11 protein-coding genes and 2 pseudogenes are annotated in these 14,273 nt (G+C 59.5%); 5 read left to right on the forward strand and 8 right to left on the reverse strand.

The genetic code is table 11. From position 1 onward, the window contains the following. Nucleotides 1–21: 21 nt before the first annotated feature. Entirely contained in the window at nucleotides 22–954 is a 933-nt protein-coding gene (locus HQ843_RS26675) for a tripartite tricarboxylate transporter substrate binding protein (protein WP_180902725.1), read from the reverse strand. Between the two features lie 341 nt (nucleotides 955–1,295). On the opposite strand from HQ843_RS26675, the gene HQ843_RS26680 reads away from it, so the two are divergent. Next, the gene (locus HQ843_RS26680) at nucleotides 1,296–2,336 is read left to right on the forward strand and encodes a LacI family DNA-binding transcriptional regulator (protein ID WP_180903561.1); all 1,041 of its coding nucleotides are present in this window, start codon (nucleotides 1,296–1,298) and stop codon (nucleotides 2,334–2,336) included. 144 nt (nucleotides 2,337–2,480) lie between these two features. Then, a complete protein-coding gene (locus HQ843_RS26685) occupies nucleotides 2,481–3,920 on the forward strand; it encodes a sulfatase family protein (protein ID WP_180902722.1) in 1,440 nt (479 codons plus the stop codon). Nucleotides 3,921–4,012: 92 nt separating this feature from the next. Here HQ843_RS26685 and HQ843_RS26690 read toward each other — a convergent pair. Both HQ843_RS26690 and HQ843_RS26695 read right to left on the reverse strand, forming a co-directional pair. Then, nucleotides 4,013–4,672: pseudogene (locus tag HQ843_RS26690) on the reverse strand (IS630 family transposase); the annotation flags it as partial. 49 nt (nucleotides 4,673–4,721) lie between these two features. Further along, on the reverse strand, nucleotides 4,722–5,423 hold the full coding sequence (locus HQ843_RS26695; RefSeq protein ID WP_180902721.1) for an IS6 family transposase: 702 nt from the start codon (nucleotides 5,421–5,423) through the stop codon (nucleotides 4,722–4,724). A 503-nt stretch (nucleotides 5,424–5,926) separates the two neighbouring features. Here HQ843_RS26695 and HQ843_RS26700 point away from each other — a divergent pair. Then, nucleotides 5,927–6,114 (forward strand): annotated as a pseudogene (locus HQ843_RS26700) (DNA translocase FtsK); the annotation flags it as partial. Nucleotides 6,115–6,231: 117 nt separating this feature from the next. Next, entirely contained in the window at nucleotides 6,232–6,945 is a 714-nt protein-coding gene (locus tag HQ843_RS26705) for an IS6 family transposase (RefSeq protein ID WP_180902720.1), read from the forward strand. Between the two features lie 64 nt (nucleotides 6,946–7,009). Here the strand turns inward: HQ843_RS26705 and HQ843_RS26710 are convergent, their stop codons facing one another. From HQ843_RS26710 to HQ843_RS26730, 5 genes are all read right to left on the reverse strand, one after another. After that, the gene (locus tag HQ843_RS26710; RefSeq protein ID WP_180902719.1) at nucleotides 7,010–8,080 is read right to left on the reverse strand and encodes an ABC transporter ATP-binding protein; all 1,071 of its coding nucleotides are present in this window, start codon (nucleotides 8,078–8,080) and stop codon (nucleotides 7,010–7,012) included. 17 nt (nucleotides 8,081–8,097) lie between these two features. Next, nucleotides 8,098–9,618, reverse strand: a complete 1,521-nt coding sequence (locus HQ843_RS26715; protein WP_180902718.1) for a DUF5060 domain-containing protein — start codon at nucleotides 9,616–9,618, stop codon at nucleotides 8,098–8,100. A 33-nt stretch (nucleotides 9,619–9,651) separates the two neighbouring features. Beyond that, nucleotides 9,652–10,536, reverse strand: a complete 885-nt coding sequence (locus tag HQ843_RS26720) for a carbohydrate ABC transporter permease (protein ID WP_180902717.1) — start codon at nucleotides 10,534–10,536, stop codon at nucleotides 9,652–9,654. Beyond that, a complete protein-coding gene (locus HQ843_RS26725; protein ID WP_180902716.1) occupies nucleotides 10,533–11,432 on the reverse strand; it encodes a carbohydrate ABC transporter permease in 900 nt (299 codons plus the stop codon). The genes HQ843_RS26720 and HQ843_RS26725 overlap by 4 nt, the downstream gene beginning before the upstream one ends. A 93-nt stretch (nucleotides 11,433–11,525) precedes the next feature. Next, nucleotides 11,526–12,776, reverse strand: coding sequence for an ABC transporter substrate-binding protein (locus tag HQ843_RS26730; RefSeq protein ID WP_180902715.1), 1,251 nt, complete (start codon nucleotides 12,774–12,776; stop codon nucleotides 11,526–11,528). A gap of 316 nt (nucleotides 12,777–13,092) precedes the next feature. On the opposite strand from HQ843_RS26730, the gene HQ843_RS26735 reads away from it, so the two are divergent. Then, the gene (locus HQ843_RS26735) at nucleotides 13,093–14,271 is read left to right on the forward strand and encodes an ROK family transcriptional regulator (RefSeq protein WP_180902714.1); all 1,179 of its coding nucleotides are present in this window, start codon (nucleotides 13,093–13,095) and stop codon (nucleotides 14,269–14,271) included. The last annotated feature ends 2 nt before the right edge of the window (nucleotides 14,272–14,273 follow it).

Here is a 14,273-nt window from a genome sequence, read left to right on the forward strand (position 1 = left end):
CCATCATCCGGGACAGGAGTTTTACTGTGCCAATCCGATATTCACCAGAAGCTCTCTGGTCGACTTCTGGCTTTCCTCGACGAACTGCGAAAACGCCTCGGAGTCCATATAGCTGAGGGTCGTGTTGCTCTTCTGCAGGAAGTCCTTGAAGGTTTGCGTCGCGACGGCCTTCTCGCACGCGGTCGAGAACGTCGCGACGTCGTCTGCGGGAAGACCCTTCGGGCCGAACACGCCCTGCCACACCGCAAAATTGAGGTCCGGATAGCCGAGTTCGTCCATCGTCGGGACGTCCGGATATTCGGGGGAACGGCTCTTGGCGAAGATCGCCAGAGGCTTCAGGTCGTTCGCCTCCAGCACGGTGGAGGTGTCGGCAAAGATCTGGATTTCACCGCCGGCCATCGCGTTCATCGCGGGGCCCGTGCCGGCAAACGGCAGGTGCAGCGCGTTGATGCCGGTATCCTGGGCGAAGGCGGCCATGGCAAGGTGAACGATGGTGCCGGGGCCGGACGAGCCGTAAACGAGGCGCTTGTTCTTGCCGGCTTCGACAACGTCTTCGACGGAATTCCAGGGCGCATCCTTCGCAACCATCAGGAACATCGGCGTCGCGGTCGTCTGGCAGATGGGGGTCAGGTCGCTGACCTGATAGCTGGTATCGGCCAGCACCGGCTGGATGACCACGGTACCGATCGGCAGATAGCCGAGCGTCGCGCCGTCCGGCCGCGCCTTTGCAACCTCGCCGGCACCGATCGAGCCGGAAGCGCCGGCAAGATTGCGGATGACGGCGGTGGCGCCGAGCTCCTGGCCGAAGCCGGGCGAAAACACCCTGGCGACCATGTCCGTGCCGCCGCCGGCGCTGAAGGGAACGATGATATCGATCGTTTCGGCGCGGGCGAAGGAAACGCCCGCCAGAATGATCGCGGCACTCCCGGCCAGCATCTTTGCCATATTTCTCATTTTCTGCCTCCGATTAAAGAATATCTCAACACCAGGCCCCGGGACCTTGGGGCCACGCCTGAAATCCGGCAGGGACATTGCGGGCATAATGCTTCCGTCTCCTCCTCTACCATCAAGGCGCCGTCATGGAATGATCGACCCCTCTTCCTCCAGTGGCTTTATCGGATTATCGTAGCGCTACGAAATTGTCAATCCACTGAGTCTTGGCGCTGAGTCTTGGCGTTGAATCCTGGCGCTGAGTCTTGAAACACAAAAAGCATGGATATCGCGACGTGCTTGCTGGAGGATGCATTCGCTTGGCTGCTATACCTGCAGACATATGCATGAGGGGAGTGTGACCGATGGCTGAACTCAAACCGGCGCGCCGGAGACGCAAGATGCAAAGCGTCACCATGGCGGATGTCGCGCGGCTGGCGGCAGTGTCGCCCTCGACCGTTTCGCTCTATCTGCGCAAGCCCTCCGAAGTCTCCCCGGCGATATCGGAACGGGTCAGGACGGCGATCGACCAACTGAACTACGTGCCCAATTTCGTGGCCGGCGGGCTGGCCTCGGCGGGATCGCGCGTCGTCAGCATTGTTGTTCCGTCGGTCCGCAACGCCTTCTTTTCCTCGACCGTCAGCCAGATCGAGGCGGCGCTTGCGCAGGATGGAATTCTGACGCTCGTCGGAAATAACGAATATTCCCTGGAGGTCGAGGAGAGCCTGGTGCGGGCCGCACTTTCGTGGGCGCCCGCGGCGATCGTCCTGACCGGCCTCAAGCACAGCCATGCGACCATCCGCATGCTGCGCGACCGGACGGTCCCGGTGATCGAAATGTGGGAAGCGGCCCCTGAACCCATCATGTCGGCGGTTGGCTTCTCCCACCACAAGGTGGGTTTTGAGATGGCGAACCACGTGCTTTCAAAGGGCTACAGGCGACCCGTGTTCGTCGGCGCACGTCTTTCCCGCGACGTTCGCGCCGCGCAGCGCGCCGCCGGCCATGCCGCGGCGCTCGAGGCCCGGGGGATCAGACCGACCCTGGTCGAAGACCCGCGGGCGGCGTCGACCAGGCTGGGCTGTGATTTGCTGGACCGGGTGCTCGGCGAACATCCGGAATGCGATGTCATTGTCTGCTCAAGCGACGTCATTGCGCTCGGCATCGTTTTTGAAGCCGGCCGCAGGAATATTTCGATCCCCGGACGCATCGGGCTGACCGGCTTCGGCAATCTCGAATTCAGCGCGACCTGTAATCCCGCCATCACCACCGTCGAGCCCAATTCGGATCGGATCGCCGGCGAGGTCGTGGCGCTCATCCGGGAAAATCTTGCCGAAAAAGGGACTTCGCCGGTGCGTTCGAAAGTCATCGATACCGGCTTCCAGATCATCGCCCGCGACAGCCTGTAGACCACGGGATGCCGCGGAGGATTTGCGGGAAGCCGATTGACATCGTCATTTCGTAGCGCTACGAAAATGCGAATTGCGGCGCTCTGACGGGAGGTCGGCCAGGGTTCCGCATTTCCGATGATCGAACCGGGGAACCACATCGCCATGTCTCGTGCCAGACAGCCCAACATCGTCTTTGTCATTACCGACCAGCAGCGTTACGACACGATCGCGGCGCTGGGCCATTCGCACATGGTGACGCCCAATCTGGACCGCATGGTTAGCGAAGGCGTCTCGTTCACCAACATGTACGTCACCTCGCCGTCCTGCGCGCCGTCGCGGGCCAGCCTGTTTACCGGCCTCTATCCGCACACGAACGGCGTGTTTCGCAATGACGAGCGCTGGCCGCAGACCTGGGTCGGGCAGCTCGCCACTGCCGGGTATCGCTGTGTCAATATCGGCAAGATGCACACATCGCCCTTCGAGCAGGCCTTCGGCTTCCATGAACGCCACGTGGTCGAAAACAAGGATCGCGCGACCGCGCGCCTGCCGTTCTATCTCGACAACTGGGACAAGGCGTTTTTCGCCACCGGTCACGAGAAGCCCAGCCGCCGGACCTATTGCCGCCGCGCCGACTATCGCGAGCGGCTCGGCGCGTTCGTGTGGGAACTGCCCGAAAACCTGCATTCCGATGTGTTCGTGACCGATCTTGCCTGCGACTGGCTCGACACATATCCCGGAAAGGAACCGTTTTTCCTCGAGGTCGGCATACCGGGACCGCATCCGCCTTACGACCCGCCGGCCGAATATCTCGACATCTACAGGGACAGGGAGATCCCGCTGCCGATCAGGGATCAGGCCGCCATGGACGCGCAGCCTTCCGCCCTGAAGGAGTTGCGCAGGCAGCATGTCGAGGTCGACCACGATGCCGTCGTCCATCTCGAAAATCCGAGCGCGGAACAGCTGCGCCGGCAGCGTATGCATTACTATGCAAACATCACCCTGATCGACGGGCAGATGCGCAAGCTGTTCGACGCGCTCGAGCGGCGCGGCGTGCTCGACGACACGATCGTGATCTTCACCTCCGACCATGGCGACGCGCTGAACGATCACGGCCTCAGCCAGAAATGGTCGATGTATGAGGGCAGCGCCCATGTGCCGGCAATCGTCTGGTCGGCGCGCAGCGCGGCGGCGGGACGACGGGTCGATGACCTCGTCTCGCTGTTCGATTTCGGCCCGACCATCCTGGAAATGGCCGGCGCGGAGGTGCCGAAATATATCGAGGCCCAGAGCCTGCTGCCTTATCTCGGCGCCGACGAACCGGCGGAAAGGCGCGCGATGATCTTCGCCGAACACGCCGGCGACCGGATTCTCAGCGGTACGCAATTCATGACCATGGTGCGCACGCCTGAATGGAAACTGGTCTATTTCGTCGAGGGCAACGGCCAGCTCTTCGACATGCAGAACGACCCGGACGAGATTGCCGACCTGTGGGACGACCCGAACCACGCCGACACCCGGCAGACCCTGCTGATGGAAATCCTCAACTGGCGGATCCGCAGCAGCGTCGTTACCCAGGGCTGGCAGTTCGCGGCCGAAAGATAGGCAGGCCGATCATTTCATGATCGGCGCGCGCCACCCGCTGGCGATGTCACGTTGACTTTGCAGAGCAGCTTTCCTGGGGACATCTGCCTTGATCAGGTCGCAGTGGGTTGCCCAGTCCCAGCCATGATAGCCGTTTGGCCGCCGCATGGTGTAGCAGGGTAGCGGTGGTCAGCGAAACGGCTATCGTCGGGGGACTTGGTCCAGCGGAATGGTTTGGGTTCGGCATTTGTGGCGTCGATGTAAGTGTTGATTGCCGTTTCGAGTTCGGCGATCGAGCGGAATACGCCACGCCTGAGGGCGCGTTCGGTCAGCAGCGCGAAGAACCGTTCGACCTGGTTGATCCATGACGCCGATGTGGGCGTGAAATGCACATGCCAGCGCGGACGCTTGGCGAACCAGTTGCGGATCAGCCTGGTCTTGTGTGTGCCGTCATTGTCGATGATGACGTGAATGTCGAGATCAGCGGGCACGTTGCGCTCGACCTCGTCGAGGAACTTTCGGAACTCCGTCGTCCGATGCCGGGGCACGCATTGACCGACGATGGTTCCCGCCTTGACGTCGAGGGCGGCGAACGGGGATGTCGTACCGTTGCGCTTGTCGTCGTGGGTGCGCCGCTCGATCTGGCCAGGCCGCATTGGCAGCAAAGGTTGCGTACGGCCGAGCGCCTGCACCTGCGATTTCTCATCGACACACAGTACCAGCGTGCGCTCGGGCGGCGACAGGTAGAGCCCGACAATGTCTCGGACCGGGGCCGTCACATTAAGTTTGCCATGCCGAGAAAGGCCAGCGGCTCCAAATTTTTCAGGCGATGCAGGCTGCAGCTTTCCATGCATCGAACGCTTCGAGCCGATGGTAGCGGATTGTTTGTGCGGCACGGCGGCGGGATGGAACTGAAAAGCAATTGCGGGTAGCGGAGTGCATGGCGACGAACCGTTGCAATGCTCCTGGTGACCGGTGGCCTTGCATGGTTCGTTCTCGTTTTCGAAACGGCAGGTGCCTATTCTCAGCCCTATTGTTGAGACCCTTGTGGGACCAATGGTTAAGTCCGGGTGCCACGTCCGCCTTTGCCGCACCGTACGAGCGCAGTTTATCGGTGATGATCCGCTGTGGAACAAAGCCATAGCGCTTTATCAACGCCGCCAGCAGGCGCTTGGCCGCCCTCTTGTCGCGGCGCTTCTGCAAGATTTCTTCGAGAACGGCGCCATACTGATCGACTGCGCGCCAGAGCCAGAACTTCTCTCCAGCGCATTTCACAACGACCTCGTCCAGATACCAAATATCGCCAGGGCGCGCCTGTCGCCGCCGCAAGTTGTAGGCGATCTGGGGTCCGAACCTGGCGATCCAACGGCGGATTGTCTCATAGGATACGTCGATACCACGCTTGAGCAACATTTCCTCAACTTCACGCAAGCTCACGTTGAACCGCAGGTAAAGCCAAACTGCGTGAGCGACTATCTGCGGCGGAAAACGGTGTCGCCTGAAGCCGATATCGGGTGTCTGCATCGCCGAAATCTACGCCCAACCCGAAATGCAGGCAACTGCAAGCCGGTTTACGTGACAAAGCCCGGCGCGGCCATTTCCTGTGAAATCCGGATCATCCTATCCGCTCCCGTGCGTGGTAGCGCGGGCATTATCGGCCAATGCAATGAGCGCTTCATCACCAATGCGGCCTGACAGCTTAAGGCAGATTTCGCGAGAGGATCGGTGGCTCGCCAGCCCATGTTGCGATGCCAAAATTGGCCGGCGGAAACGACTGGTTAAGGTTTCTTTTCTATCACATTAGCTGAGTGACAGATCTCAGATTGGTCTTCATCAGCATGGCCTTTTCGCGTTATCCCAGCCTTCAATCAAACCTGCCGAAACGGTACGGGCGGACGGTCTTCAGACAGAAGGAGACGGCCAGTTCGCAGAGCCGGCGCGGCGCAATCCGGATGCGGCGATCCTGGATCCTGACCGACTTCCGACCTGATATGGGGTCCGACAGCGACGACGTCGACGATCTTTTCGCAAAGGCCGTGAAGATCGTCCAGCGCGACAAGAAGTGCTCGACCTCCTATATCCAGCGCTGCCTGTCGACCGGCTACAACCGCGCCGCGTCGCGTCGCTGGTGGAACGCATGGAACGCGAAGGCCTCGTCGGCCCCGCCAACCATGTCGGCAAGCGTGAAATCCTCGACACCGCCGCAACGGGCTGATCCGGCTCCATCCCGTTCGGCGAATTGCCTAACTCGTCATTGCGAATTGTAAACAACAGCCATGCAGGAAGCGTCGCCTTAACCGGTTGGTGGGGATCGGGGCAATAGTCTATCGGCATGACTGAAGATGCCTACGCCCAATATAAACGCCACCGCTTTCCAGCCGAGATCATCGCCCACGCCGTGTGGCTCTATTCTCGGTTTCCGCTGAGCCTGCGCGACGTTGAAGACCTGCTTGCTGAGCGTGAGATCGTCGTGTCGTTTCAGACTGTCGCAGAATGGGCGAGGAAATTTGGCCTGAAGTTCGCCCGTCAACTTCGTCGGCGGTCCTGCGGCAATTTTGCTGACAAGTGGCATCTCGATGAGATGGTCGTGTCCATAAAGGGAAAGAAATACTGGCTGTGGCGCGCCGTCGATGCCAACGGCTACGTTCTTGATGCCCTGCTGCAAAGCCGCAGAAACAAGCGAGCCGCTCTTCGGTTGATGCGCAAACTGCTGAAGAGCCAGGGCGTCACACCACGCGTGATGGTGACAGACAAGCTGCGCTCTTATTCCGCCGCAAAGCGACAGCTCATGCCGGGTGTCGAGCACCGTTCGCACAAAGGGCTCAACAATCGCGTCGAGAACTCTCACCTTCCCGTGCGACGACGAGAGCGACGCATGATGCGGTTCAAGTCGGCGCGGCAATGCCAGCGTTTCGTCTCAACCCACGGCCAGATCGCCAATCTTTTCCATCTTCATCGAAAACACCTGACTGCCATCGATCATCGCCAACTCCGCACCCACGCCAGCACCATCTGGCGTGAGATCGCCTCCTCGATCAAAGCGTGAAATTCACGCCGAAGCAATGATCGCGCGCTGTGCTCGGTTAAGGCGACGCCATCAGTATGGAAGCCTATTGCGGAGTCTCCAGACGTTTTTCCGTGGTCTTGTCAAAAAAGTGGGCTTTCGGCGTTTTCAGGGAGAGCTTCACCGTTTGCCCGAAGCTCAGGTCGACGCGATCGCGCACCACCCAGGTCAATTCCCGCCCTTCAACCTCAACGGCCACATGGGTTTCGGAACCGGTTGGCTCTATCACCTTCACAACGGCATCAATCCCGTCCTCCTCGCCAAGGGCAAGGTCCTCAGGCCGGATTCCGAGCACAAGCGGAGCGTCGGCAGCAACGGCCGGGGTGGAATGAAGGGCAGCGCGCGCGCCTCCCTTCAGCACGAAAGTGCCGCCATCCTCTATCACGCCTTCCAGAAAGTTCATGGCGGGCGACCCGAGGAAGCCCGCGACAAAGATGTTCTTCGGCCGATCGTAGAGTCCGAGCGGCGTGCCGATCTGTTCGACCCGACCGCCCTGGAGAACCACGATCTTGTCGGCCATCGTCATCGCCTCGATCTGGTCGTGGGTGACGTAGACGATCGTCGTCTTCAGGCGCTGATGCAGCGACTTGATTTCGGCCCTCATCTTCACGCGAAGCTTGGCGTCGAGGTTGGACAAAGGCTCGTCAAACAGGAAGACCTTCGGATCGCGCACGATCGCGCGCCCCATGGCCACGCGCTGGCGTTGGCCACCCGACAGTTGCGACGGTTTGCGATCCAGAAGCGGTTCGAGCCCCAGAATGTCGGCAGCCTCGCCCACCTTCCTGCGGATGTCGTCCTTCCTGATTCCGGCAAGTTCCAGAGCGAAGCCCATGTTCTGCGCCACAGTCATTTGCGGATAGAGCGCGTAGTTCTGGAACACCATCGCAATGTCGCGATCCTTGGGCCGAAGGTTGTTCACGACGCGCCCGCCAATACTGATCTCCCCCGACGAGATCGTTTCCAGCCCAGCAATCATCCGCAGCAATGTGGATTTGCCGCATCCCGATGGTCCGACCAGAATGACGAACTCGCCATCATCGATCTCGACATCGACACCATGAATGATGTCGACCTCGCCGAAAGATTTCCTGACGTTATTGATGCTCAAGGTTGACATCGGCTTCACTCCGCCCGTTATCGTTTTTTCCGAACACGCAACGCCAGATGGGGCTTTCGCGGCAACCTGACGCCGAAGGCCGCATCCGCCTTGCCGCCGCGCACAATCGCCCCGTGACGCACGGGATGGGTGACCGGGGCCGCGATCCGTTCCGCAGGAGTCACCGTCATTTCCCAGGTATCGATGACATCGACGTCATAGTCCCCGTCATCCAGCGGCAGACCCGAGGACCAGACAACCGGCTGATGTTCGCCGAGATAGATCAGCCTGAAATCGCCATCACCGTCGCGCGCGCCCGAAGCACGGGACCAGGGCCACTGCGTCACCGGCCCGATGGGATCAAGACCGTGTTTGACGTCCTGTTCCAGGATTTCCCGCAGGAAGGCGATGCGTTTCCATGCCTCGCCGTGCAACTTTCCGCCCTTGGCCCACCAGATCAGATCGTCCGGATCGGAATATGTTTCGCCGTGCCCCACATAACCGCCGCGGGTCATCGTGATCCAGTACCGATGCACCAGTTCCTCGGGCGTCAGGTTTCCCCAGCACTCGAGGATGTCACCCTCATATTCCGGCTCGTCGTTGACGACCGGTTTGCCATAGGTGTTCCGCCATTCCTGCGTCAGTTTGACGTCAGGGTTCTGGATGCAGACATGCGTGACCCACGGCTTGCGGTGATCGTAGTTGGCCGTGACTTCGCCATTGTGGATCGAACGCAGATGTTGAAAGGCGTCGTTCTCTTCGAGGATATGGAAGAAGCGGTCCCAACGCGACATCGGCTTGGTATCCAGGAGAAAGTCGTATTCGTTGGCCAGAGACCACCAGACATTTCTGTACGCAGCCAGCCGCGCGGCGAGGTAGGCCACATAGCGGTAGTCCTGCTCCTCGGACATGTCCGCATAGCCCCACCGGTCATAGGGATGAAACACGATGATGTCGGCTTCGATGCCGAGCGCGCACAGTGCAGCGACCTGACTTTCGAAATGCCTGAAAAACACCGGATTGGGCCGGTTGAAATCCAGCTTGCCATCCGGCCCCCGCTCAAAGCAGTCGTGCAACGCCTCGTTGGTGTTGTACGGATAGTCCTTTGGGAAAACCCCCATGCGGATCTTGTTGAAGCCGGTTTTCTTCAGCGTCTCAAGCGTTTGCTTCTGCATGTCGAGCGGTTGATGGACCCAGGCATAGCAGGTCGTGCCGAACGAGAAGAACGGGGTCCCGTCCTCATAGCCAAAGTGAAACCTGTTGCGAACCCGCACCGGACCATGATTGCCGTCTGACGCCGCACTCACATTGAACGAGCCTGCCTGACCATCAAGGGCTGCGGCTTGCGAGCGCGTCCGGAAGCTCCAGACGCCCTCGACATCCGGCATGAAACGGACGCGATAGATTCCGTCGCCATCGTAGAAGCCGGGCACGCGGACTTCCCGGCTCTTGTGCACGAAAATGGCATCGAAGCTGACGTCGACAAACGGATTTCCGCTTGAGGGGCCTTCGAAGGACGTCTCGAAAACGCTCCATTTCTCGACATGTGCATCAGACATTAACTTACTCCTTGGGAAACACTTCTGAGCGTCTCAGCCCTTGACCGCGCCAGACGTCAGGCCGGAGACGAAATAGCGCTGGAACAGCAGGTAGACGATCGTAGCGGGCAGAACGGTCATCACGATCGCCGCATTGAGCTGTCCGTAATTGCTTGAGAATTGGCCCTGAAATGACATCAGGCCGAGCGGTAGCGTCCACATGTCCTGGTCCTGAAGCAGAACCAGCGCCATCGCGAACTCATTCCAGGTCGATACGAAATCGAGTATGAGCAGCGCCGCCAGGACCGGCAGGCAGACCGGCAGGAAGATGCGCCTGAAGATCGTGAAATGGGACGCGCCATCGATCAGCGCCGCTTCCGACAATTCCTTGGGGATGCCTTTGAAGAAGCTGTGCAGGATGAACACCTGATAAGGCACGCCAAAGGCGATGTACGGAAGTATGACGCCCGCATAGGTGTCGATCAGGCCCAGTGAATTGACCAGCGTGAACAAGGGCGCAAGCATCACCTGGAACGGGATCATGGTGCCGAAGACCACGAGCAGCAGCAGAACCTTGCCGAAACGTAACCGGATCTTGGCGAGTGCATAGGCTGCCATTGCCGAGAGCACGAGGCCGATCGGCACCTTGACCACCGTAATGATGACGCTGTTGAGGAACGAACGGGCGAAATTGCCCCGGCTCCAGGCCGATGTGTAGTTGTCCCAGGCAATCTCCGAGGGGGGCATGAACGCCCCCGTGCCGGTCACCGCGGCCGGCGTCTTCAAGGATGTGAAGACGATGAACACGAATGGCGCCACCCAGATCAGGGCAAGGAGAAAGAGCGCGATCCAGAGGCCGATGATGACGGGATCGCGGCGGGGGGCGCTGCGGCCTTCTGCTTTGCTTGCCCGGGACGATTGCACGGAAAGGTCGCTCACGATTCCTGCTCCTCGTTCTTCTGGGACCAACGCATATAGGGAATGACGATCGCGAGCGTGATCAGGAGAAGCACCACGGAGATTGCCGCGCCGCGTCCGAAATCGAAGATCTGCATGGCTTGCGTGAACGCCCAGAGTGCCAGCATCTGCGTGCTTTGAGCCGGCCCACCGCCCGTCAGACCGTAGACGATGTCAAAGGCTTTGAGAGACGTGATCAGCGAAAGAACGATCACGATCGTCAGCGTCGGACGCAATGCCGGCAGGGTCACATGCCGGAAAACGGCCCATCGCCCGGCGCCGTCGATATGGGCGGCTTCGACCAAAGTCTGGGATACGCTCTGGAGCCCGGCGAGAAACAGCACCATCGAAAACCCGACCGTCTGCCAGAGATAGGCGACGAAGACCGAATAAAGGGCAATATCCCTGTCGCCCAACCAGTCCTGTATCCACCCCTGGAGACCCCAGTTCGTCAGCAACTGGCTGAAAAGACCGAAAAACGGGTCGTACATCCACTTCCACATCGTGGCGACTGCGATCGGCGCGATGATGACGGGAAGATAGAAGATCGCGCGCAGACTGTTGCGCCCGAAGATTTTCTGGTTGAGACCAAGCGCAAGCAGGAGTCCGATCACCGGCGGGAATGCCAGGCTCATCAATGTCCAGATGATGGTATTGCGAAACGCCCCCCAGAAGACCGGGTCCTTGGTGAAGATGGCGTTGTAGTTGTCGAAACCGACAAACTGGCTGGTCGGATCAAGACCGTTCCACTTCTGAAAACTCAGCGCAACCACATTCACCATGGGGTAGAGGGCGAACACGGCATAGATCGCCAGCGCAGGCACGAGCAGCACCAACGCTTCGAAACGAGGGTCTTGAGAGTGTTTTGTGAAGGGCATGCGTTCCTCTGGGCAACGCGGGCGCGGCCTCGCCAATTCGTAAAGAGCACAGGCCGACCGACACGAGGTCGATCGGCCTGCACACCGGGAGGATCAGTTTCTGTTGGAAATGAAGGTCTGCAGTTCTCCCGCAGCTTCGGCGGGCTCGATTTCGCCGGACGCGACATCGTTGATGACGCGGAAGTACTCCGTGGTGACATCCAGGGGGAATGCCTGGTCGCCGTTCATGTAGACCTGGTCATAGGTATTGAAGATATCGAGCCATTCGGCCTCAAGCGGGGTCAGGTTGTCGTACTTCACATTCTTGTTGACCGAGATCGCGCTGATCTTGCCCAACACGCGCTGCTGTACATCGGTCGACAGGAGATAGTCCAGGAACTTGGCGGCAGCGTCGGGATCGTCGCTCTTGGTGCTGATGTAGTTGTATTCGGCAAAGCCATAGAGACGATCGGTGTTGGTGGGGAACGGGAAGATGCCGTAGTCGTCCAGGTTTTCGCCGCTGCCCTCGAGCTGTCCGACAAGCCAGTCACCTTCGAGCATCATCGCGGCACGATCGGCCGTGAACAGGCTGTAGGACTGCTTGTTGTCGATCCCCATGAAGGGTTGAAGCGTGTAATCCTGCGTCCATTTCGCGAATTCAGCAAAGGAGTCGGTCGCGCAAGGCTCCGTCGCCCAGTCGGCGGTCATCGCCATCAGCGCATCGTGCTTTTCAGCGCCGCACTTGGTTTCAAGGATGACGTCCATCAGACGCATCACATGCCAGTTTACCGTTCCGCCGAAGGTGAAGGGCGCAATGCCGGCGTCCTTGAGTTTCTGGGCGTCGGCCAGAAACTCTTCGTAGGTCTTCGGTTCTTCGGTGATACCGGCCTTCTCGAACAGTTTCTTGTTGTAGTAGACGGCCTCGCCCTTGAAGGTGAACGGGACGCCCTGCTTGCCGCCTTCATAAAGGTCAGCAAAGGCGGCGGCACTTGGCAGCAGTTCATCGCTCCAGTGGTATTCGTCGTAGTATTTGTCGAGCGGCAGCGAAAGGCCGGCCTTCACATACTCGCCGCCGAGACCCAGGCCGGCCCAGCTGAAATAGATATCGGGACCCCGGTCGGAACCTGCGGCAACGCGGAGGGCGGTCTTATGCTCATCGACAGCACGCTGGACGATCTCGACATCAATATCCGGATTTGCCGCCTCGAAATCGGCCGCGACCTGCTTGAGCGCTTCGTTTGCGCCGTTATTGTCGAAATTCAACGTCCACAGGGTCACATCCGCTGCATTTGCGATGCTGGCTGCCATGGTCGTTGCAGCGATAGCCGCAAGGCTGACGGACTTGTAGTGTGTGAAGTTTCTCATTCTGCTTCCTCCTCAGGTGACACGGCTGTCGCCGCTCGGCGTGCGCTCTCGCGATGCGCCAAATTTGATATTGCCACAGCCCCGGAAACCAACTTCCGCAGGTTCGTCTGCTTGCGGCCTCCCGATCGCTCCTTCTCGTCGGACAAAAATGCAAAACACGCCGTCGGAGTCAATCACTTTTTTCTTTCATGAATAATTTGATCCAAAAATATGACAAAAATGCGCGAAAAATGCGTGATACTCGCCAATATATTTCGTACAGAAAAATATTGCGGCGCAGCGAAGTGAGGGGTAAGAGCATGTCGGAGGACATTTCATGAGTGAATTCAGACAGCTCTTTGGCGATGCGGAAGCACCGGCGGGCAAGGTGGTGAGGGCGATCGCCTCCATCGGATCGGTCAGTGCCAACGACCTCGTCAAGTCTACCGGGCTCGCGCGCTCGACGGTCTCCACCTTGCTGACCGATCTGAGGGAGCGCGGCATTGTGGTTGACGGAGAAACCCGAAGCGCCAGCTTCGGGCGCCCGACCCAGATGCTCTCGCTCAATCCGATTCAGGGATTTTGCGCCGGCGTTCTGCTGGGGTTGGGAGAGATTCGTATCATCATGTGCGATCTTGCCCACAATGTGCTGTCTGACACCTGGTTCGAATTAGCGCGAGACTATAGCGCAAACGACGCTGCGGAATGCGTGCGTCGCCAACTGGATGTCGAATGCGCCAAGCTCAACATAGCCGTCGGGGAACTGCTTGGCGTCGGCCTCGCCGTTTCCGCGCCGGTCTCATACGAAGGACGCATCCTCAAGGGCTCGGTATTGCCGACATGGTCCGGCATCTACATTGCCGAGGCATTCTCCAGAACGCTGGATTGTCCGATCTACGCCGAAAATGAAAGCCACTGCGGCGCGCTTGCCGAGATGACCTGGGGGGTGGCCGTCGGCGAACCGAATTTTGTGCTTTTCAAATTCGACCTGGGCGTGGGCGGGGCAATCGTCATTGATCGTACCGTTCAGCGCGGGGCAATCGGCAACGCCGCGGAGTTCGGTCATATCACCTTGAACCCGCAGGGTCCTCTTTGCAGGTGCGGAAATCGCGGCTGCCTGGAAACCTATGTCGGTGGCTACAACCTCGTGCGTCTGGTCGAGGATGCAACCAACGAAAAGATATCCATAGAGCAGCTGGTGGAGCGCGCGCGCGCGGGTGACAAACAATGCAGCCGGCTGATCGAGGATGCCGCCGAGATGGCGGGATGGGCCATGGGCATTACGTCAACGATCCTGAGCCCTTCGCTTTTTGTCGTTGCGGGAAAACTGGCTTCGGTTGGAGAAACCTTTATGTCCGCTCTCACGCGAAGCTTTGCCAAGAACGCTGTTCAGCGCACTGAAACCGCGGCCGATGTTCTCGTCCCCAACTTTGTGGTCGGCAAGTTCGCGGGCAATGACGATACGGTTCTGGGAGCCGCTGCACTCGTGCTCCACCAACATGGGCGCGTATGCTGATT

This window comes from Martelella sp. NC20 (genome assembly GCF_013459645.1).
Lineage (GTDB): Bacteria > Pseudomonadota > Alphaproteobacteria > Rhizobiales > Rhizobiaceae > Martelella.

Excerpts from the sequence above, each read along its gene's own strand:
- HQ843_RS26675 (WP_180902725.1), bottom strand. The coding sequence starts at position 954 with ATGAGAAATATGGCAAAGATGCTGGCCGGGAGTGCCGCGATCATTCTG.
- HQ843_RS26680 (WP_180903561.1), top strand. The coding sequence starts at position 1,296 with ATGGCTGAACTCAAACCGGCGCGCCGGAGACGCAAGATGCAAAGCGTC.
- HQ843_RS26685 (WP_180902722.1), top strand. The coding sequence starts at position 2,481 with ATGTCTCGTGCCAGACAGCCCAACATCGTCTTTGTCATTACCGACCAG.
- HQ843_RS26695 (WP_180902721.1), bottom strand. The coding sequence starts at position 5,423 with ATGCAGACACCCGATATCGGCTTCAGGCGACACCGTTTTCCGCCGCAG.
- HQ843_RS26705 (WP_180902720.1), top strand. The coding sequence starts at position 6,232 with ATGACTGAAGATGCCTACGCCCAATATAAACGCCACCGCTTTCCAGCC.
- HQ843_RS26710 (WP_180902719.1), bottom strand. The coding sequence starts at position 8,080 with ATGTCAACCTTGAGCATCAATAACGTCAGGAAATCTTTCGGCGAGGTC.
- HQ843_RS26715 (WP_180902718.1), bottom strand. The coding sequence starts at position 9,618 with ATGTCTGATGCACATGTCGAGAAATGGAGCGTTTTCGAGACGTCCTTC.
- HQ843_RS26725 (WP_180902716.1), bottom strand. The coding sequence starts at position 11,432 with ATGCCCTTCACAAAACACTCTCAAGACCCTCGTTTCGAAGCGTTGGTG.
- HQ843_RS26730 (WP_180902715.1), bottom strand. The coding sequence starts at position 12,776 with ATGAGAAACTTCACACACTACAAGTCCGTCAGCCTTGCGGCTATCGCT.
- HQ843_RS26735 (WP_180902714.1), top strand. The coding sequence starts at position 13,093 with ATGAGTGAATTCAGACAGCTCTTTGGCGATGCGGAAGCACCGGCGGGC.